The organism is Maritalea porphyrae, from assembly GCF_030159895.1.
Classification (GTDB): Bacteria; Pseudomonadota; Alphaproteobacteria; order Rhizobiales; family Devosiaceae; genus Maritalea; species Maritalea porphyrae.
The window spans coordinates 1377704-1398518 of record NZ_BSNI01000002.1; the positions used below are offsets into that span (position 1 = coordinate 1377704).

The 20815-nt window shown below is 50.4% G+C and carries 22 protein-coding genes and 1 riboswitch; of the genes, 12 read left to right on the plus strand and 10 right to left on the minus strand.

The annotated features are described in order from the left end of the window. The 3 genes from QQL65_RS10105 (at position 1) to QQL65_RS10115 (ending at position 4881) form a co-directional block, all read left to right on the plus strand. Positions 1-1263 carry a M16 family metallopeptidase gene (locus QQL65_RS10105; protein WP_284364170.1) on the plus strand — a complete coding sequence of 421 codons (1263 nt, stop codon included), beginning with the start codon at positions 1-3 and terminating at the stop codon, positions 1261-1263. A gap of 24 nt (positions 1264-1287) precedes the next feature. Next, the gene (locus tag QQL65_RS10110; protein WP_284364172.1) at positions 1288-1887 is read left to right on the plus strand and encodes a GNAT family N-acetyltransferase; all 600 of its coding nucleotides are present in this window, start codon (positions 1288-1290) and stop codon (positions 1885-1887) included. A gap of 78 nt (positions 1888-1965) precedes the next feature. After that, positions 1966-4881, plus strand: a complete 2916-nt coding sequence (locus tag QQL65_RS10115; RefSeq protein ID WP_284364175.1) for an EAL domain-containing protein — start codon at positions 1966-1968, stop codon at positions 4879-4881. Between the two features lie 2 nt (positions 4882-4883). Here QQL65_RS10115 and QQL65_RS10120 read toward each other — a convergent pair whose 3' ends face one another. Further along, positions 4884-5465 carry a YqgE/AlgH family protein gene (locus QQL65_RS10120; protein ID WP_284364178.1) on the minus strand — a complete coding sequence of 194 codons (582 nt, stop codon included), beginning with the start codon at positions 5463-5465 and terminating at the stop codon, positions 4884-4886. Between the two features lie 125 nt (positions 5466-5590). Here QQL65_RS10120 and QQL65_RS10125 point away from each other — a divergent pair, with 125 nt between their 5' ends. The 8 genes from QQL65_RS10125 to QQL65_RS10160 all read left to right on the plus strand — a co-directional run bounded on the left by QQL65_RS10125 (position 5591) and on the right by QQL65_RS10160 (position 12989). Next, positions 5591-6451 carry a protein-disulfide reductase DsbD domain-containing protein gene (locus tag QQL65_RS10125; protein ID WP_284364180.1) on the plus strand — a complete coding sequence of 287 codons (861 nt, stop codon included), beginning with the start codon at positions 5591-5593 and terminating at the stop codon, positions 6449-6451. 50 nt (positions 6452-6501) lie between these two features. Next, the gene (locus tag QQL65_RS10130; RefSeq protein ID WP_284364183.1) at positions 6502-7005 is read left to right on the plus strand and encodes a peroxiredoxin family protein; all 504 of its coding nucleotides are present in this window, start codon (positions 6502-6504) and stop codon (positions 7003-7005) included. Between the two features lie 36 nt (positions 7006-7041). Further along, positions 7042-7614, plus strand: coding sequence for a hypothetical protein (locus QQL65_RS10135; RefSeq protein WP_284364184.1), 573 nt, complete (start codon positions 7042-7044; stop codon positions 7612-7614). Between the two features lie 43 nt (positions 7615-7657). Further along, positions 7658-7745, plus strand: a riboswitch (glycine riboswitch). A 155-nt stretch (positions 7746-7900) separates the two neighbouring features. Continuing rightward, positions 7901-9037, plus strand: a complete 1137-nt coding sequence (gcvT, locus tag QQL65_RS10140) for a glycine cleavage system aminomethyltransferase GcvT (protein ID WP_284364187.1) — start codon at positions 7901-7903, stop codon at positions 9035-9037. 31 nt (positions 9038-9068) lie between these two features. Further along, complete coding sequence (gcvH, locus tag QQL65_RS10145; protein ID WP_284364190.1) at positions 9069-9440, plus strand: glycine cleavage system protein GcvH; 372 nt, start codon at positions 9069-9071, stop codon at positions 9438-9440. A gap of 17 nt (positions 9441-9457) precedes the next feature. Beyond that, positions 9458-10798 carry an aminomethyl-transferring glycine dehydrogenase subunit GcvPA gene (gcvPA, locus tag QQL65_RS10150; RefSeq protein ID WP_284364191.1) on the plus strand — a complete coding sequence of 447 codons (1341 nt, stop codon included), beginning with the start codon at positions 9458-9460 and terminating at the stop codon, positions 10796-10798. Then, a complete protein-coding gene (gcvPB, locus tag QQL65_RS10155; RefSeq protein ID WP_284364193.1) occupies positions 10798-12363 on the plus strand; it encodes an aminomethyl-transferring glycine dehydrogenase subunit GcvPB in 1566 nt (521 codons plus the stop codon). Before gcvPA ends, gcvPB begins: the two co-directional genes overlap by 1 nt. A 167-nt stretch (positions 12364-12530) precedes the next feature. Beyond that, entirely contained in the window at positions 12531-12989 is a 459-nt protein-coding gene (locus tag QQL65_RS10160; RefSeq protein ID WP_284364195.1) for a GNAT family N-acetyltransferase, read from the plus strand. A 3-nt stretch (positions 12990-12992) separates the two neighbouring features. Here QQL65_RS10160 and QQL65_RS10165 read toward each other — a convergent pair whose 3' ends face one another. The 9 genes from QQL65_RS10165 to QQL65_RS10205 form a co-directional block, all read right to left on the minus strand. Continuing rightward, entirely contained in the window at positions 12993-14153 is a 1161-nt protein-coding gene (locus tag QQL65_RS10165) for a hypothetical protein (RefSeq protein WP_284364197.1), read from the minus strand. Positions 14154-14768: 615 nt separating this feature from the next. Further along, entirely contained in the window at positions 14769-15203 is a 435-nt protein-coding gene (locus QQL65_RS10170; protein WP_284364199.1) for a VOC family protein, read from the minus strand. A 35-nt stretch (positions 15204-15238) separates the two neighbouring features. Beyond that, positions 15239-16576, minus strand: coding sequence for an 8-oxoguanine deaminase (locus QQL65_RS10175; RefSeq protein ID WP_284364200.1), 1338 nt, complete (start codon positions 16574-16576; stop codon positions 15239-15241). A 146-nt stretch (positions 16577-16722) separates the two neighbouring features. Next, complete coding sequence (locus tag QQL65_RS10180; RefSeq protein WP_284364201.1) at positions 16723-17211, minus strand: F0F1 ATP synthase subunit B family protein; 489 nt, start codon at positions 17209-17211, stop codon at positions 16723-16725. Positions 17212-17216: 5 nt separating this feature from the next. Then, entirely contained in the window at positions 17217-17798 is a 582-nt protein-coding gene (locus tag QQL65_RS10185; RefSeq protein WP_284364203.1) for a F0F1 ATP synthase subunit B, read from the minus strand. A gap of 152 nt (positions 17799-17950) precedes the next feature. Next, positions 17951-18178 (minus strand): F0F1 ATP synthase subunit C, encoded by a 228-nt coding sequence (locus QQL65_RS10190; RefSeq protein ID WP_284364204.1) that lies wholly within the window; start codon positions 18176-18178, stop codon positions 17951-17953. A gap of 82 nt (positions 18179-18260) precedes the next feature. Then, a complete protein-coding gene (locus tag QQL65_RS10195; RefSeq protein ID WP_284364205.1) occupies positions 18261-19028 on the minus strand; it encodes a F0F1 ATP synthase subunit A in 768 nt (255 codons plus the stop codon). A gap of 21 nt (positions 19029-19049) precedes the next feature. Then, a complete protein-coding gene (locus QQL65_RS10200; RefSeq protein ID WP_284364207.1) occupies positions 19050-19448 on the minus strand; it encodes an AtpZ/AtpI family protein in 399 nt (132 codons plus the stop codon). Between the two features lie 343 nt (positions 19449-19791). After that, the gene (locus tag QQL65_RS10205) at positions 19792-20085 is read right to left on the minus strand and encodes a DUF1330 domain-containing protein (RefSeq protein ID WP_284364208.1); all 294 of its coding nucleotides are present in this window, start codon (positions 20083-20085) and stop codon (positions 19792-19794) included. Between the two features lie 96 nt (positions 20086-20181). Between QQL65_RS10205 and QQL65_RS10210 the strand changes: the two genes are divergently transcribed. Next, positions 20182-20796: a TetR/AcrR family transcriptional regulator gene (locus QQL65_RS10210; RefSeq protein ID WP_284364209.1), complete on the plus strand. Its 615-nt coding sequence runs from the start codon at positions 20182-20184 to the stop codon at positions 20794-20796. The last annotated feature ends 19 nt before the right edge of the window (positions 20797-20815 follow it).

Consider the following 20815-nt stretch of genomic DNA (forward strand, 5'->3'; position numbering starts at 1 on the left):
TTGCCAGTTCGTTCAACTACACTTGATAACGGCATGACCGTTATCACCCATTCAATGCCCAGCCTTGAAAGTGCCTCTGTTGGCGTCTGGGCGAAGGCCGGTTCGCGTTGCGAAACCGAACAAGAACATGGCATCTCGCACCTGTTGGAGCATATGGCTTTCAAGGGTACCGAAACACGCTCATCGCGTCAGATTGCTGAAGAAATCGAAACCGTTGGCGGGGACGTTAACGCCGCGACCAGTGTAGAAAATACGGGCTACTTTTCGCGTATTTTGAAAGAAGATGTGGGCCTTGCTGCTGACATTCTCTCTGATATCTTGCAAAATTCGCTATTTAGCGCCGAAGAGCTTCAGCGCGAAAAACACGTAATCGTGCAAGAAATTGGCGCCAGCCATGATGCGCCAGATGATTATGTGTACGACCTATTCCAAGGCGCCGCCTATCAGGATCAGCCAATCGGTCGCTCTATCCTTGGAACAGTTGAATCTGTTGAGAGTTTCACGCCAGAGGCCATTCGCGCCTATATGGAGCGCACTTATGTTGGTGACAGCATGGTGATGGCGGCCGCCGGCAATGTGAACCATGACCAACTAGTAGATATTGCCGCTAAGAAATTTGATGGCCTAAAGGCGACAGGCGCGCCAGATCCTGTTGAAGCCAATTATGTTGGCGGTGACATAAGACTGCAGCGTGATCACGAACAAGCACATGTGTTGATCGGCGTCGAAGGTCGTGCCTACCATTCAGATGGTTTCTATGCGAGCCAGATTTTGGCAAGCATCCTGGGCGGCGGCATGAGCTCACGATTGTTCCAAGAGGTGCGCGAGAAGCGCGGCCTTTGTTATTCGATTTATTCTTTCCACTGGGCTTTTGCAGATAGCGGCATTTTTGGTGTCTCAGCAGCAACGGGCGATGATGACCTCGCAGAGCTTATCCCTGTGGTTCTTGACGAGTTGAAAAACGCCACACTCAACATCACTGAAGACGAAGTGGTGCGTGTTCGCAACCAAATCAGAGCGGGTCTTTTGATGTCCTTGGAGCGCCCGTCTTCTCGCGCCGGACAACTTGCCCGCCAGCAATTGCTTTGGGGTCGGCCAATTCCGTTAGAGGAAACCGTTGAGCGTATTAATAACATTGATGCAGGTCGCGTGATGGAAGTCGCAGAGCAACTCTTCAATGGTGCAAAACCCGTTGTTGCGGGTATCGGGCCAATGTCGAATCTTGCAGAATATGACCGTATTGAAAGCCAACTGAAGTTTTAATGCGATAACGCATTGGGAGGTAAGGTGCTGCGCTCCCTTTTTAAAAAAGGACAACCCATCATTTTGACCGATGGTCAATTGATGCTGCGCACGCCAGTTTTGGCGGACTATGAGCAATGGCGGCACCAACGAGAATCTAGCCGCAAATATCTTGCACCGTTTGAACCCACTTGGGGTGAAACCGAACTTGCTCCATCGTCCTTCAAGGAACGTGTGCGTCGCGCGGAGCGCGATGCAATGCAAGAAGCGGCTTTCGCTTTTTTCATTCACGATACTACTGATGCCGGTCCGCGTTTGCTCGGCGGCATCAATTTGTCTGACGTGCGCCGACGGGTCGCACAGTCGATAAATATTGGCTATTGGATGGGCGAAACGAATGCCAATAGGGGTACTATGACCAAGGCGCTCGGCATGGCGTTGCCCTTCATATTTGACCAACTACAATTACATCGCGCCAATGCAGCCTGTTTAGTACACAATAAACGTTCCATTCGTGTGCTTGAAAAAAATGGTTTTGTGCAAGAGGGGCGAGCGGAAGGCTATCTGAAAATAAATGGAAAATGGCAGGACCATTTATTGTTTGGCCTTACAAAAGAACGATTTGACCGCAATAGAGCTGGCTAAATAATTCTAATTATCTGTCTTATCCGGTTGATGCATTGGCGTTTTATCGCTACGAAAAAGACCGTTGGGAGTAGCTATATGCGTTTTGAGCGGTTGCAGCGCGCTTTACTAGTGTTGGTTGCGCAAATTTTGTTTGCATTTACCTGCACAAATGCGTGGTCCTTTGAGACGGTCACCATTCCAGAAAGTGTTGGCGCACTTGACCTATCCGCTGCGCTCGAGCATCGCGAAGGCAGTGAGGGTCGTATTCAACTCTCGACCGCGCCAGATGCAGAAGGCATTGTCCGCCGTATTGAGGTGCAGGCGGCAGAACTTGGCACCAATCCAAATTGGGCCCTAATAGCATTATCTAACCAAAGCGATGTCCAGCTTGAGCGCTTGCTCGTTGCGCCATATTTTCGACTGCCCGGTTCTGGGGTGTTCGCCCCCGATCTTGGCGGCAAGCGGATAAACGTAATCACCCCAAGCCAAGGCTTCCGACCAGAGCGTATTGAAGACCGCGAAGCAGATGTCTTTTCAATTACAATTGACCCCGGCGCCACCATCACTTTGATGATGGAACTTGAGGGCGCGACAGTGCCCGAACTTTACATGTGGGAGCCAGCTGCATATCGGGATTATGTGAGTTCATTCACATTGTTCCGAGGCACGTTGCTCGGCGTTTCAAGCTTATTGGCTGTATTTTTGACGATAATGTTTGTGGTCAAGGGCAGGGGCATGTTCCCCGCCATTGCCATGTTCGCATGGTCAGTATTGTTCTACTTGCTTGTAGATTTTGGTCTGATTGGCACTTTGTTTGAATTGTCGCCTGATCAATTAAGAGCGTCGCGCGCCACCGCAGAGGCCGCCCTCGCTACGACATTGTTTGGCTATCTGTTTATCTATTTGAACCTGCACCGTTGGCATATGCGCTTTATGCATTTGGCGCTAGCGATTGGCGTTGCGTTGTTGGCGTTGATGGTTCTCTCATTCTTCTTGCCGGTTATCTCTATTGGGATCGCGCGCGCTATTCTTGCGATCGTTGGCCTATTTGGCATCGTCGTTGTCGGCTTTTTGGCCATTCGCGGCTATGACCGCGCCATCATGATTGTTCCCACTTGGATAATTACAGTCGCTTGGCTGGTATTCGCCTATATGGTTGTGTCTGGTGGCGTCGTGAACGATATCGCGCAATCTGCCGTTGCGGGCGGTTTGGTGCTGATCGTTATGCTATTAGGCTTCACCGCAATCCAGCATGCCTTTACCGATGGACAAGCCTCAGTCGGCCATGTGTCTGATGTGGAGCGGCAAGCGCTGGCGCTTATCGGCAGTGGTGATTTTGTTTTTGATTGGAATGTAGATCGCGATCGCGTTTCCGTTTCTGAGAATTTGGCGCACCGCCTAGGTGAAGCAAACGAGCATCTGCAGGGTGCCATCAAAGGCTGGCTGGATCGCGTACACCCAGAAGACAGAGACCGTTTCCGCACGGCGCTCGATACGCTGGTTGAATTGAAGCGCGGAAAGGTCTCAAGCGACTTTCGGATCATTACACATGATGGCAGCTATCGAAGCTTCAAGCTCCGCGTAAAGCCCGTCATCGGCAGCAATGGCGACGTCACCCGCTGCGTTGGCACATTGCAAGATGTGACAGACGAACGCAGCGCCAGAGACCGTTTGATGCATGACGCTGTTCATGACAGCCTTTCCGGCTTGCCCAACAAGCAACTGTTGCTGGATCGCTTGGAGCGCGCGTTGGTGCGTTCGCGTGAGGAAAAAGAGAACAAGCCTGCCGTTTTCCTGATTGACATTGATGGGTTCGGCAATCTTGATGAACGGATCGGCCATGTGGCAGCCGATAGCGTGCTGTTGGCCATTTCTCGCCGCTTGGCAAGGTTGATGCGTCCATTGGATACCTTGGCGCGGATTAATGGCGACCAATTCGCAGTGGTACTTGTATCAGAACAAAGCGCCACAAAAATTGCAGGCTTTGCCGAGCAAATGCGCAAATCGATCCGGGAGCCGATTAAGTTTGGCAATGACGAATTGTCAATTTCTGCGTCTATCGGCGTCACGATTTATGACAACAAGCCAAATAGTGCTGACAACATTTTGCGCAACGCAGAGTTGGCCATGATGTACGCCAAGCGTATGGGCGGTGATCGCATTGAGGCCTATCGCGCAAATACGAGCGAGTTGGGCGTGTCGCAAAACACGCTCAACATTGATCTTGAGCGCGCTATCGATCAACGCGAGTTGCAAATGCACTTCCAGCCAATCTACGATTTGGCGAGTGGCGAGTTGGCAGGTGCAGAAGCGCTAATGCGGTGGAACCACCCCAATCGTGGCGCGATTAGCCCTGAAGAGTTCATTCCTTTGGCTGAACGTTCGGGCCTAATTGAGCGGCTTGGTCAGGTAGTAATTGAGCAGACAGCGATTCAGTTGCGCGCTTGGATCAAAGCGACCGAGCTACCCGAAAAGTTCTTCGTGTCTTTGAATTTGTCTGCACAGCAATTGGCCAACGAGAACTTGCTCAATGAAATGCGCACGCTGATCGCTGCGCACGGTGAACTCGTTGACAAAATGCTGCTTGAAGTGACTGAGAGCCAAGTAATGGCAAGTCCTGAGCAGTCGGCGTTTATTCTTGATGCTCTTAAAGGCATGGGCTTTAGATTGGCACTGGACGATTTTGGCGTAGGGCATTCGTCTCTTTCCTACTTGCATCGTTTCCCGTTTGATTTTGTAAAAATCCCATCGACCTTCGTACAGCTGGAAGAAAAACATGGCATTTCCCAAACCCAAATGCCGATTATGCGGGCCATTGTAAGTTTGGCGAAAGAGCTAGATCTGAAGGTGATTGCTGAAGGGGCTGAGACACAAGAAGAGGTCGCGCGTCTCAAGGACCTGGAGTGCCGATACGCACAAGGCTTTGCGTTTTCCAAACCAGTAACGGGACCAGAAATGGTTCAGTTGATCAAACGCAAATCAAAACAAAGCGCGGTCGCAAAAGTCGAATAGACTTAGGCGTGGCCCGCAGTGCTTGACAGGAATGCTATGTCGATGCCGGCATTGCGCAATGCCTGCGTATAACGTTTATCCATCGGTGTTGTGAAAATCAGATCGCTAGAAGCTGGTGTGGTCAACCACCCGTTTTCCGAAATCTCACCCTCAAGTTGGCCGGGCTCCCAACCACAATATCCCAATGCCAATAGGGCATGAGAAGGGCCGTCACCATCCGCGATAGATTTGAGTACATCCATTGTCGTTGATAGACACAAATCATCTGAGATGTTGATTGAATTATCGGGGCTTTCAAAGTCTGCCGTGTGCAGCACAAAGCCGCGGCTGGTTTCAACCGGTCCACCAACCACTATGGGTTGATCATAAGCCGAATGTTCCGGCTCATCTTCTTCTTTTATCTTGATGTCAAATTGCGCCATTAAGTCAGCGAAGTGCAGGTCAGGCATTAGCTTATTGACCACCAATCCCATCGCTCCATCCTCTTCGCTGTGCGAACAGATATAGACAACGGTGTGTGAAAACCGTTCATCCTCCATATCTGGCATGGCGACCAAAAACTGGCCACGAAGAGAAAAACTCACTTGAATACTCCTACTCTGTGTATGTTTCGACATAATTAGGCTACGCGCAAGAGGTAAACTTTCGATCACCAATTTCTGAACGCGTTAAGCTTTGTGTTTTGCCATAAACCGTTTATCAAAGAGCCATGAAAGCCCGATATTCCTGCCATCTAGCATTGTTTGTCCTACTATTGTTGCTGAACGCGACACAAACTGTCTTTGCCAATGAAACGCCTTGGCAAGAAGTGGCGCCTGGCGCGGAATTGCGACTGATCTCGGCCAACAAAATGTCTGGCGATGGCTTTGTGCATGCCGCAATTCAATTGCGCATGGAGCCAGGTCTTAAAACATATTGGCGCATTCCCGGCGAAACCGGCATTCCCATGATTGCTAATTGGGAAGGGTCAACCAACGTCAAAACCGCCAAAATGCTCTGGCCAATGCCGACACGATCTTTGGCCTATGAGGTGATGGATTATATTTATGAAGGCGATCTAACGATCCCCCTTCAAGTGGTGCTTGCGACGGATGATCGAAATGCGATTCTAAACGCCCGTCTAAACCTTGGAATTTGTTCAGATATTTGTGTGCCAGTCCTGTGGAAAGGATCGCTGCAAATTGACTTGGAAAAACCTTCCACCGGCCACGCATTCCGCATTCAAGCCGCTTACGCCAAAGTGCCGATTGAAGATGATCGGGCTGACGCGCCATTTGAAAAGATGGGTTACGATGTAGCGCTTGATCAGTTCATCACATTGCCTGCAGCCGATCCGCTCACAAACAAAACCTTAATACTTGATTTACCCAAAAGTTTGCTTTTGTTCGATCTGCCCCATTCTGATCCCGAATCTGGGTTATTGACGGTTGAAAGCTTGGCGGATTTTGATCTATCCACTCTTGTCGGTCAGCAAATCAGATTGACCTATGACAGTGCGGTAGGACCATTTACCAAGCTCGTTAAGATTGAAGCCCTCTCGCGGGTCGACTTGTTGTCAGAAAATAAGTAGAAACGCGCAGAACTGCCGCATTGTCGGCCAATTGAAAATGGAAACAGTTTATGCCTTTGGCAGTTGGGGATAAAATCCCGTCAGTTACGGTGAAACGAATGACACCGTTGGGACCCGAGGATATCGATTTTGCAGAGTTTGTAGGTGAGGGAACAAGCGTTTTGTTTAGCCTGCCTGCCGCATTTTCGACCACTTGTCACAATAATCATTTGCCTGGATACATTGCTTACGCAGATAAATTTGCAAAACTGGGTGTAAACCGTGTAGCTTGTTTATCGGTCAATGATCACTTTGTGATGTCCGCATGGGCTGACCAAACGGGGGCAATGGGCACGATCGACATGATTGCGGATGGCAACGCCGAGTTGGCGGTTGCAATGAAGTCCGAAGTTGACGCCAGCGGCGGCGGAATGGGCATCCGGTTCGCAAGGCTGGCATACATTGTTAAAGACGGTGTTGTCGAAGATGTGTTTGTTGAAACGGCAAGAGGGTCCACCGCGCAAACAGGCGCGGAAAACCTAATCGCCGCAGTTGAAGAACGGCATGCAGCATAGCTGTACATCGTTTTGGAATTAAGAGTGAGTAGCTAAATGTTGGCAGTCAAATTGGTCAAATCCGTCGCGGCAATATCAGCTGTATCGTTGCTGTTGAGCGCATGTGTGGGATCGTTCACTGGTGGCAATAGCACTAGCCAATTGCAGAACAAATCAGCGACACAAACCGAAATCGCAAACTCTGCGCCGTCAGCGTTTCCGATTGTGGCCAGCGAATGTCCGGAAATCCGCATTCGCCCAGGCGCTGAAGCATATGCTATCTACACCAAGGGCCAAACTGGCAATGCTAAGGCGTTGCGGTATCAGGCTGTTATCGACAAGCAATCGCGCAACTGCCTCGTTTCAAACGGGCTGATCACAGTGAAAATGGGCGTTGTTGGACGGCTGTTGGCCGGGCCGCAAGCTGGAAACGACACGGTGAAAGTGCCACTTCGTTTCGCGGTTGAGCGTGACAGCCTCGCGGTATTTTCTCAAAAATACGATATCCCCATCACAATTACGCCACCCAATCAGGGCGAAGAGTTCATCAAAGTCGTCGAAAACGTAGCAATTCCTTACGTTGGTGGCGAAGAAATCATCATTTGGGTTGGTTTTGATCCAAAGGGATAAGGTCAAACTGATTGACCTTGGCTAGATTCGTAGCTAATTTGAAGCTGCATTAGCGGGAGAGACTGGTCTTTTCCAGCGCCGAAGGAGCAACCGCCCCGGAAACTCTCAGGCAAAAGGACCGCTAAGCACACAAAACTCTGGAAAGCGGAATGGGCTGACCATTCCCACCGAAGGACGTAGCCAAGAACTTTTCTTGGGAAATCTCTCAGGTTTACCGACAGAGGGGGCGCCAATGTGACAATGGTAGGTCACGCTGGTTCCTGATGTCGAGTTAAATGAGGGATTTATGGCTGGGGCTCAAACTGAAAATCTACAAACCACGCCACTAAACGACACCCATATTGGTTGGGGCGGTCGTATGGTTGGTTTCGCTGGCTACTCAATGCCAGTGCAATATAAGGGCGTAATCGCTGAGCATGAGCAAACACGCTCATCCGCGAGCCTTTTCGATGTTTCGCACATGGGGCAGGTGATCGTTACCGGACCTGACCACGAAACAACCGCGCAAGCACTTGAAAGCTTGATGCCGGGCGATCTTGTTGGCCTTAATCCAGGCGAAATGCGCTACACACTTTTGCTGAACGACGAAGGCGGCATTGAAGACGATTTGATCGTAACGCGCCCGTGCGAAGAAGGCACTGACGGCGTTTTGATGATTGTGTTCAACGCTGGCCGCAAAGACCATGACGTTGCGATCCTACGCGAGAAACTAGATCCAAGCCTAAAAATCGAAACATTCTGGGACAAAGCCTTGATGGCATTGCAAGGCCCAAAGGCGGCAGATGTTTTGGCGCGCTATTGCGACCTACCTTCAAAGCTAAGCTTTATGAATGCCGCAGCAACCACCATCGAGGGCATGGAAGTTTACGTCTCTCGCTCTGGCTATACAGGCGAAGACGGATTTGAACTTTCTGTTGCTGCAGACGACGCTGTGAAGCTGGCTGAATTGCTTGTAGGCAACGACGAAGTTGAACCCGCTGGCCTTGGCGCCCGTGATAGCTTGCGTCTTGAAGCCGGACTTTGCCTTTATGGCCACGATATGGACGACAAGCGCGATCCAATCAGTGCTGGTCTTATCTTTGCAATTGGTAAGGGCCGCCGCGTCGAGGGTGGTTTCCCGGGCGCATCTGTTATTCAGAAAATTATCAAAGATGGCGCGACACAAAAACGTGCAGGCATTCGCTTTGAGGGGCGTATGCCCGTGCGCGAAGGCGCAGAAATCGTTGACGCAGATGGCAACAAGATCGGTGTCGTGACATCTGGTACATTTGGACCGACAATTGGCGCGCCGGTTGCATTTGGTTATGTGCCTGCAGAATTGGCAAAGCTTGGAACCGAGCTTACGGCAATGGTACGCGGCAAGCCGGTTAAGGGCACTGTTGAAAAACTTCCATTCACACCTGCAAACTATGTGCGTTTGTAGTTGAAAACTTTCAGGACCTAAGGGGGACCACATGAGCGATACACGTTACACAGAAGATCACGAATACATCAAAGTTGAGGGCAACACAGGTACTGTTGGTATCTCTGACTATGCGCAGAACCAACTTGGTGACGTGGTTTTTGTTGACGTGCCAGAAGTTGGCGCGAAATTCGCAAAAGGTGACGAAGTAGCAGTTGTTGAATCAGTAAAAGCTGCTTCTGAAATCTACGCGCCAGTATCCGGCACTGTAACCGCAGTAAACGAAAAGCTGGCTGATGAGCCGGGTCTTGTAAACTCAAGCCCTGATGGCGACGGCTGGTTCTTCAAAATCGAAATTGATGATGCAGGCGAACTTGACGGTTTGATGAACGAAGACGCCTACAAAGCGCACGCAGACGCGTAAATTCAAAGGGACAATATATGCGTTATCTCCCGCATTCGAATAGGGACAGAAAAGTGATGATGGATGCCATCGGCATCCAGTCATCCGACGAACTGTTCGCAAAAGTGCCAAGCAAAGTGTTTAACACCGCCAAGCTTGATTTGCCCAACCACCAACCTGAATATGCGGTTGAAGCGACCATTCGTGGGTTCGCCAACAAAAACCGCGTTGCTGGTGATGGGCCATTTTTCGTGGGAGCAGGCGCATATCGCCACCACGTGCCAGCCAGCGTGGATCACCTGATCCAACGTTCAGAGTTTTTGACAGCTTACACGCCGTACCAGCCTGAGATTTCTCAAGGTACGCTGCAAATGCTGTTTGAATTCCAAACGCAAGTTGCAAACCTAACTGGCATGGAAGTGGCAAACGCCTCAATGTATGACGGATCAACAGCTACAGTGGAAGCTGTGTTGATGGCCCGTCGTCTGAAGCGTCGCCCAGGCATTGTTATGTCTGGCGGCATCCACCCACAATATCGCGACACAGTCGCAACATATATGGGTGACGATGAAGGCTTTAAATGCCTGCCTGCTGATCCAACAGCATCTGAAGACATTATTGCTCAAATCGATGACACTACTGCTGCTGTTGTTGTCCAGTCTCCTGATTTCTATGGCAATTTGCGTGATTTGCGACCAATTGCGGAAGCCGCCCACGAAAAGGGTGCGCTGCTTGTCGCTGTGTTTACCGAAGTGATTTCACTCGGTGCAATTGAATCTCCCGGTGCACAGGGCGCGGACATTGTGGTTGGGGAGGGCCAGTCGATCGGCAATCCTTTGACATTTGGTGGACCTTATGTCGGCCTAATGGCAACCCGTCCGAACCTTGTGCGGCAGATGCCGGGCCGTGTTTGCGGTGAAACTGTAGACGCGGAAGGCAATCGCGGTTTTGTGCTGACGCTTTCAACGCGTGAGCAGCATATTCGCCGCGACAAAGCGACTTCGAACATCTGCACCAACTCAGGCTTGTGTGCGCTGGCGTTTTCGATCCACATGTCATTGCTTGGCCAAAAAGGTCTGTCGCAAATGGCGGCATTGAGCCACCAGCAAGCTTACAAGACCGCCGATGCCTTGACGGCAATTGACGGTGTTGAGTTGGTCAATGAGCACTATTTCAACGAGTTCACTGTGCGATTGCCTAAAGCGGCTGCGCCAGTGGTTGAGGCTTTGGCAAATAAAGGCGTGTTGGGCGGTGTTCCAGTTTCGCGCCTCGAGCCAGGCAAACCTGAACTTGAAAACCTTCTGGTTGTTGCCGCAACCGAACTAACAAGCGACGCTGATATTGCAGCCTTTGCCGCTGCATTGAAGGAGGTCATCTGATGTTGAATAATCAAGGCCGTCCAACAAACGTTGATAACGTAAATTCAAATGTAGGCACCTCTACAGGTGCTGCCTTGTTGCCTTCTGAGCCTTTGCTCTTTGAAGTTGGCGACAAAAACAAATCTGGCGTCGATCTACCACAAACAGACACCGACTTCTCCTCCCGTCTGGGTGGATTTGCACGCCAGACCCCAATCAATTTGCCGGGGTTAACCGAGCCGCAATCTATGCGTCACTATGTGCGTATGAGCCGATTGAACTATTCAATCGACGCTGGCTTCTATCCGCTTGGGTCGTGCACCATGAAGCACAACCCGCGCTTGAATGAAAAAATGGCACGTCTTCCAGGCATCGCCGACATTCACCCACTTCAGCCTCAGTCAACCGTGCAAGGCGCGATTGAATTGATGGAAGAATTGGGGCGCTGGTTGATGGAACTCACCGGTACTGGTGCAGTTTCGATGACGCCAAAAGCAGGCGCACATGGCGAAATGTGCGGCATGATGGCTATCAAGGCCGCTCATGAAGCAAAAGGCCAGAGCCACCGCAAGATCGTTTTGGTACCTGAAAGCGCGCACGGCACAAACCCAGCAACCGCGGCATTCTTGGGCTACAAGGTTAAGCCAATTCCTGCGCGTGAAGACGGCACAGTGGACGTACAAGCGGTTAAAGACGCGTTGGACGAGAACGTCGCCGGTATCATGCTGACCAACCCAAACACATGTGGTTTGTTCGAACCTGATGTGATCGAGATCGCTGATGCGGTGCATGAAGCAGGCGCATACTTCTATTGTGATGGCGCAAACTTCAACGCCATTATGGGCGTTGTGCGTCCAGGTGATTTGGGTATTGATGCAATGCACATCAACCTACACAAAACCTTCTCCACACCGCACGGCGGTGGTGGACCAGGTGCTGGTCCGGTTGTCTTGTCTGACGCCTTGGCACCATATGCGCCATTGCCTTACGTTAAGCGCGTCGGTGATGCCGTCGCATTGATCGAGAACCCGAAAGAGGGCGAAGAGCACCTCGGTCGCCTTAGCGCGTTCCATGGTCAGATGGGCATGTATGTACGTGCGCTAACGTTCAAGCTTTCTCACGGGGCTGATGGTATCGAGCAAGCAGCACGCGATGCTGTGTTGAACGCAAACTATCTAAAAGCCAAGCTTTCTGACGTTTACAACGTGCCATATGACGGTCAGCCATGCATGCACGAAGTGCTGTTTGACGATAAGAGCCTAAAAGGTACTGGCGTTTCGACGCTTGATTTGGCCAAAGCCATGATCGACGAGGGTTATCACCCGATGACCATGTATTTCCCATTGGTGGTACATGGCGCGATGCTGATCGAGCCAACAGAAAGCGAAAGCCTGCACACATTGGACCAATTCATTGGCACAATGCGTGAACTGATGGCTGATGCAAAGGCGGGCAACATTGATCGCTTTGTAAACGCACCAATGAAAGCGCCAATGCGTCGTTTGGACGAAACAGCAGCTGCACGCTCACCGCATCTGCGTTGGGACGAGCCAGAAGATGACGCAGCAACCGAGGCCGCTGAATAGCGGTTATCGGGCAAAAGAACAAAGAGCGGCAAAACAATAATAAATAGCCGCTTTAATAGGCGGTGGGTTCTGCAGGACCCGCCGCCTTTACTTTTTGGCTTTGCACCAGTTTCCGTTTTGTGGCACGTTTTGCATCGATCATGTCAGCCATTGTTCCGGAGACGAAATTGAAAATTCGACCTGCGCATTTGTATGAACTTCCGGCTTTGAGTGATCTGTGCTTGCGCTCAAAGGCATATTGGAAATATGACCGCGCTTTCATAGAAGCATGCCGCGAAGAACTCACGATCACACCCGAGAACCTAAATGATGACTACATCATGGTTGCTGACGATGATGGCAAGCATGCGGGCGTAATTCATCTTGTTTTAGAGGGCACTACGGCAGAACTTGAAAAGCTGTTTATCGATCCGAATTGGATCGGCAAAGGCGTCGGGCGCAAGCTTTTTCAGTGGGCGGTGGAGACAGCCCGCGCAAAAGGTGCAACTCTGATGAATGTGGTTGCTGACCCCGGCGCAGTGCCGTTCTACGAAAAAATGGGTTTCAAGCAGTTCGCCACGTTCCCGTCCGGGTCAATTCCGGGCCGTGAATTGCCTCATATGCGTTTACGCCTCAGCGCCGAATAGCGCTTACCCCTTGCATCCTGGCCCCAACCGCGTATCACGGCAGGTCAAAATGTGAATTTCCTCAGCATTTGTGCGACCGTAACCCCCTAGGGCGGTTATTTGCTTGGCATTGGACTTCTGTTCTCTGTTCAAGCTGCCTAGATTGGCGTTCACAAGGCCAAGCATGTCATTGATGCATGCAGCAGAGGTTTCGCGTGGCTCCTTGCGCATCCGATCGAAGCTTTTGTTGCCGCAATGGTAGGTGAGCGCGATATCTTGAATTCTGGTGTTTTCAGTTCTATTCAAACTTTTGCTTCTGGACATTCCAATGGTGATTTTTATCGTTTCCTTGCCATCTCCTAGATTGAGCTGACGCGCTTCCACCCAATAGGGAGCGCCTGTTTGTATGGTGTCTCTGGTCTTACACACGCCGACTTCTTCGCTTGTCGCATCGCGACCGTAAGATGCCCAGTTGCTCTTGTTTGCACAACTGTGAAGGATATGAACGGCATCCGGTGAACCAAACTTGTTGTATGCCCTTATGCCGGTATAAGTCGCCAATTTGCTTCGGTTGTCTTTGTTTGCAAGCATGAGTTGGAAGCAATAGACGTGGTCCATTATCTTTGCGTACCCCTTCGGCTTGACAGTCGGGCAGGATTGCACGAGCTCACCATCCAAGTAGATCTCATACTCTCCAAGGTAACCGGGGCCTTTGCTTTGCATGCTGTCTCTTAACTCTCTGCAAGCCTTAGCTCCAAGGTTGAGTGCAACAACCGCCGGGTTGGGGGCGGAAGTGGCGACAACTTTCCCCGCCCTTACGTTACAGCCAGCGGTAAACAGTTTCAGATAACTCGTAGGATTCGACCAGTCGAAATTGTCTTTATTGGGCGGATTGAAGGCCCGGAAGTCAGCGGATACGGTAAATGTTGAACCCTTCGAGTTCTTTGCAGAAATGCAAGAAAGCGCTGATTTACCATCACCAAAGGTGCGCGTACGCCAGTTATTTTTATTCAAACAAGTCCAGAGTGGCGTGTCGGAAATCTGTGGTTGCCTATTCGGTATGGTGCCCACGCCCGGGTGATGACCGGAGACCTGCAAAGTTGGCTGTTCCTTAACCGGTTCGTTTGCCGGCATTGATTGCAAAATTGAGTTGGCAATTTGCTCGGCTGTTTCCGCTTTGGCCATGTTCAGCGCTGTTCGATCAAAATTGCCGGAACAAGCGTTTGAGCATGTGATTTCGGTGATCGTACATTCAAATTCTTTGTTGAGGACTATTGATGGGTCAGCTTTGCTTGCCTTGAGTTCTTTTGCGCTGGCATAGCAAGCTCGTACTTCCGGGTTCGCGCCGCAACGATCTGAACACTCCTTCTTGGCCATGAATTTGGCGAAGGCTTTCTTTTGGATTTCTGCCTTCGTAGCGTTCCACTGTGCATCATTGCAAGTTGGGCAAGTTTGTGCGCGGTACTCTGCTTCGCTTAGTCTTGTGCCAAAGCAACCAGACAAGACAAACGACAATACGACTGCAACAACGGCAATCCGCAACACTGAAAACAACGACACTCAATTCTCCCGCCCGTCCAACCCAGCGATTGTGAATTGAATACCCAATACGCATTATCCACTAGTTCGCCTCATTTGGCGACCCATTAGATCCCAAGTTTAGATGCTGGGGGTGGTGCTTCTTTTGGACACTCGTTTGAGTGGACGATGGCTGTGTTCGCGTTGCGAGGGCATATCCTCGAATTGAAGAGGAACCGAAAGCTTGGTGTTCAGATTTGCGAGTTTTGTCGTAACTGTGCGCTAAACGTTTGATTCTGCGGGTTTGGGCGGTTCTGCCTTTGCCTGAAACGCCAATTGCCACGACAATCCAAATTTATCAATGATCCAACAATAGCGCGGCGAGAACTCATAACTATCAATAGGCATCAACGTTTTCCCAGACTGGATTAATCCAGCATAGAGCTGTTCAACTTCCTCAATACTCTCGCAGTTCACAAAAAACGACTGCGATGGGTTGAGTTTGAAGTCATGTGGAATGGCGCTATCGACAAAAATCAGTTTCTGCCCTGCGATAAACAGTGACGCATGCATGACGGTGCCTTCAGCGCCCATGCCGCCGATGCCATATCGCACAATACGTTCAAGCCTGCTGCGCTTAAATGTGGCTAGATAGAAGTTTATTGCCTCTTCGGCTTCACCGTTGAATAAAACGAATGGTGAGACATCGTTTGGCATTGTCTTGCTCTTTGTTGCAATTGTTTGAGAAAACTCTAGCTCAAAAGCGTCAACGCAAGCTTATTGTGTTTTTCAATTGCTGGACGAAGATCAATGCTCGTTAAATGTCCATCGCGCACAATCTGCCGCCCTTCAACAAAAAGGTCTTTCACTTGGTGAGGTCCGGTCAGCACGAGAGCTGCAACAGCGTCCCAATTGCCTGCTGCTTGCACATTGTTTAGGTCCCAAATGGCAATGTCGGCGCGTTTTCCCACCTCAATCGACCCACAATCATCGCGCCCCAGCACTTTAGCGCCGCCAAGGGTTGCAATCTCGAGCGTTTCGCGCGCGGACATGGCGTCTGCCCCGTTTTGCACCCGTTGTAACAAGAGGGCCTGCCGCGCTTCGCTTAGCAGATGCGCGGAGTCGTTCGACGCGGAGCCATCAACGCCCAGCCCCACATTTACGCCGGCATCGCGCATTTGCCGCACTGGGGCGACGCCAGATCCCAACCGACAGTTCGAGCAGGGGCAGTGGGCAACGCCTGTGCCTGAGCGTGCGAAAAGGTCGATTTCACTGCTATCAAGTTTCACACAATGTGCATGCCAAACATCTCCGCCGATCCAACCAAGGTCTTCAGCGTATTGCCCGGGGCGGCAGCCAAACCTTTCCAAACTATAAGAAATATCTTCGTTATTCTCGGCAAGATGCGTGTGCAACATCACGCCCTTGTCTCGTGCAAGAACGGCGCTGTCTTGCATCAGATCTCTGCTAACAGAGAATGGCGAGCATGGCGCAAGACCAACACGGATCATTGCCCCATCCTCGGGATCGTGGAACCGATCCACAACGCGGATACTATCGCTGAGAATTTCTGCTTCCGCTTCAACAAGGTGATCCGGCGGTAATCCGCCATCACTTTCGCCAATGGACATTGAACCACGTGTAGCGTGAAAGCGCAGCCCAATAGAGCTCGCCGCTTCAATACTGTCGTCCAATCGCGATCCGTTTGGGAATAAATACATGTGGTCTGACGACATTGTGCAGCCCGAAAGCGCAAGTTCGGCCAATCCAATTTGCGTGGCGCTAAACATATGCTCGGGTGTCATTTTTGCCCAGATGGGGTAGAGCGTCTGCAACCAGCCAAACAGTAGTGCATCCTGCCCACCCGGCACCGCACGCGTCATCGACTGAAACAAATGATGATGGGTGTTCACAAGACCCGGCGTAACCACACAATCCGACGCATTAATTGAATCGCCGGTGGTTGATAAATTGAAGCCAATTTCAGCAATAACGCCGTCGACAATGCGAATGTCTGCACCTGCGATTTCTTGGCGCGCCTCGTTCATCGTGACAAGAGTTTTGGCGTTTCTAATGAGTGTTTCTGGCATCTATCGACCACGTTGCAAAAAGGACATGGCCACTGTGGCAATGTCATTCTATTTTCGCAATCACTCATTTGTCCAATTGGTCAAAACGCACAAAAAAGCGGGCCCAAAGGACCCGCATTTAAATTTCGTATTTGATGTCGCTCAGCCTAGTTTAGGCTTGCTGAAACATCCTTGATCGCTTGTTCAACAAGCGCATCGCCTTTTTCCGCCATCTTGTCCACAAGAACATGACGGGCAGCTTCAACAGCGATGTCTGCAGAACGTGCGCGCACATCTGCAATAGCTTGGCTCTCAGCTTGGGCGATTTTCTCTTCAACCGCTTTTGTACGGCGAGTAATCAAATCTTCCAAAGAAGCCTGAGCTTCCTCAGTCAAACGAGTAGCTTCAGCTTTCGCAGCTTCCACGATCTCTTGGGCTTCGTCTTCAGCAGCTTGGCGCTTGCGCTCATACTCTGCAAGCAAGCTTTGAGCTTCCTCGCGAAGACGTTTTGCTTCGTCCAAATCGTCGGCAATCTTTTTCGACTTGTCGTCCAACATGCCAAGAATTTGTTTTGGCACACCCACATAAACAAGAATGCCAAGGAAAGTAACTAGGCCAATAGTGGCCCATACGGTTGCGAGTGATGTTGCGTCCATTGCCCTTATCCCTTCACAACTTTAGCAACTGCATCCTTGGTGGCTTTTTGTGCCGTGCGGCCCAACAAGTTTGTCACCATTGCGTGTGCAGTGTCTGATGCGATTTCTTCGACATGGCCAAGCGCTTCAGTCTTTGTCGACTGGATGCGGCTTTCAGCCGTCGCCATTTTCTTGGCCAAATCTGTTTCAACGTCAGCGCGCTTTGCGTCCAAGTCCTTGCGAATTGCTTCGCGAGTTTCTTCTGCAATCGTGTGCGCTTTTTGTTTCGCGTTTGCCAAATCTGTTTCGTAGGCTTCGATGGCTTGATCAGTTTTCTGACGAAGACGTTCTGCTTCTGCCAAATCACCTTCAATTCGGTCACGCCGAACTTCCAAGATTTCGCCAATCCGAGGCAATGCAATTTTGCTCATCAAAATGTAGAGCGCTGCAAAGCTTAGGGCCAACCACAAGAGCTGAGAGCCAAAGCTGGCAGGATCGAACGGTGGAAATACATCACTGTGTCCGCCATTGCCGCCATGCGCTTCAGTTGTCGCATGTGTGTCTTCTGTGGCGTGCGTATCGTTTGATGTGGTTGTATTGCTTGCCATCTGGATACCTAAAAATTCTTTTGCTGGCCCCTTGATACGCCAAAGTGGTGCATCCTGCCAGCGTCAATGCCTGATTGGTTCAGGTCGGTAAGTTTAGGCAGCCCATGCACAACAAGCGCGCGGTGGGCTGCCCAAATTCAGTTGCCGTGGAATTAAACGGCGAACAATAGCAATAGGGCAACCAAGAATGAGAAAATGCCCAAAGCTTCTGTTACCGCAAAACCAAAGATCAAGTTACCGAACTGGCTTTGTGCGGCAGATGGGTTGCGTAGAGCACCTGACAAGAAATTGCCAAAGATGTTACCCACGCCCATTGCAGCCCCAGCCATGCCCACACAGGCGATACCGGCACCGATCAACTTCGCTGCTTCCGCTTCCATTTTATATTCCTTTCAAAGCTTCAAATGCGATGTAAATTTGTCATCGAACCGGCATTGGTCGATAACGGGTTCTTCAACTCAACTAGTGCGATGGGTGTATCGCATCATTGAGATACATGGAGGTCAAAACCGCAAACACATATGCTTGCAAAGCAGAGACCAAAAACTCAAGCGCGGTCAGCGCAACAGTCATCGAGAATGGCAGAATAGCGCCGAGCCAGCCCACAAACCCAAATGATGACAATGTTACGATAAAGCCCGCGAAAACTTTCAGTGTGATGTGACCCGCCAACATGTTGGCGAACAAACGAACAGACAAGCTGATCGGACGTGAGAGAAACGATACGATCTCAATCGGGATCACAATCGGCAAAACGTAACCAGGTACGCCAGCCGGAACAAACAATTTCAGGAAGCCGAGGCCGTTCTTCATGAAGCCGTATACGAGTACAACGGTAATCACCAACATTGCCAATGCAAATGTTACGATGATGTGGCTGGTTACGGTGAAGAAGTAAGGCACCATGCCAAGCAAGTTCGCAACAAGAACGAACATGAACAACGAAAACACGAATGGGAAGAATTTCATGCCCTCTGTGCCCGCTGAGCTGCGCACCATGTTGGCGACAAACTCATAAAGCATTTCCGACAAGAGCTGCAAACGGCCCGGAACCAAGCCACGTCCGCTTGTTGATAAGATCAAGAAAGACGAAATCGCCAAAACCGTGATCACCATGAACAAAGAAGAGTTGGTGAACGCAATGTTGAAACCAGCGCCTTCGCCACCGATAGAGAAAATATCAGTGATCGCAAACTGGTGAATTGGATCGACTTTATTTGGATCTGCCACGTTTTAGGCCCTTATTTCTATTCAACCGTTGCCGACGTCGTCGTCTTCCGGTCCCAAATCCATATCAGGTGTGATCACAACCGCCGCGTTCATCTCATTGGCGCTACGCACCACATTCAAAACGCCGGCGGCAAATCCCACCAACACCATTACCAACATGATCCATGGCGAAGAGCCAAAAATCAGATCAGCAAAATAGCCAATGCCAAACCCTACAAGAATTGCTGCGATAAATTCAGTGCCCAACCGCACCGCCCGCGCATGTCCTGTGAGGTGGCTCTCCGACTTTTTCTCGTTGCCGATGCCCGCATCTTTTTTGGCTAAGTTAATCTTCTCAGCCAAGGCGCGGGTATCTTCTGAACGAGACCCAATCGAAGTTGATGCCTTTTTATCGCTAGTTGATTTAGTTGAATTGGACATCGACCAACCCCCTTTAAACCAGCCAAATCCGCGATGCAAAGGCACCCCTCAAAGTTGGGCGCAACATAAGGGGAGGGCATTTGCGTGTCAAGCAAAGTTGTGATTTCGAAAAGTGGGTGGAAAGTGGCTTAAAAACAACAGTTTATGGGATGGGTGCGACGAAAGGTTGAGGATTGTTTTGCGACCGATTATCGCATTCTTTGGTGCTTTTCGGGGATTCGCATGAATGCAAGGCGTGGCCAGGATAAAAAAGGTCTATTTTTGTACATATATGTAGAAAACAAAAAATGATGCAGCTGCTCCGACAATGCCACGTTTGCCGGAGCCCTAAGTGATGGAGTTGCTAGTTTGCTGGTACGATGTAGCTGACCAAGTTCATATCGCATGCTTCGTTTCGCAGGGGTATGATCGCTTGGTATTCGGATGAGTTGAACCATCTGTTTAGGCTTTCCATATCAGCGAATTCTAGAACGGCAACTGCGTGATGAGAATTAGCGCCGGCTAGACTTTCGCCAAACTGGCCACGCTTTGCGACGCTCCCACCATGTGCCGCAAGCGACGCCGCCGCAGCTTTCGCATATTTCCCGAATTTTTCTTTATCCTTGATTGTGGAAGTCGCAACGACAAATGCGCTCATTTCTCATCTCCATTGAGTTCGGCAAAAATCTATTTTATACAGGGGTGTATATAAAAACCAATTATTTTGTACAGTCAAGTACAAAAAGGAGCAGCTATGGGTCGTCCCGCCGCGTTTGATCGTGAACAAGCTATTGATGACGTGATGCATATGATTTGGCGTGACGGTTATGAAGCGTCGTCGGTTAAGGCTTTGTCCGAGAAATTGGGGATTACGCGTTCGAGTTTCTATAATGCGTTTGGCTCGCGCGAAGAGCTGTTCAAACTCGCACTGCAACACTATTGCAAACAGTCGCCAGATTATGCACTGACCCTTGCTACGCCACCAATTGATGTGAAAATGTTGCTGACCTTGGTGTTTCGCGAAGCATGTGCGGCGCGCGCAGCTGATCCGGAGGGGCGGGGGTGTCTTGCTATCAATTCTGTGACTGAATTGTGCAATCAGGATGAAGAGCTGGGCCCAGTGCTTGAGCAGTTGGTGCTTGGCTCAATCGATCAAATTCAGACCATCTTGAATTGGGGCGTTGCGTCAAAAGAGTTCGCTCGCGATCTCGATACGCATGCAATGGCGCTTTGTCTGCAAAATTTGCTGATTGGTCTGAACGTTATGTGCAAGGTTGTGCGAGACGAAGCTGAATTATTGCTGGCGGCAGAAACTACACTTAAGGCGCTCGGCATGTATGAATATGCGTTGGACGATGTGCAACAATAATTATGGTCGCATTGGTGCT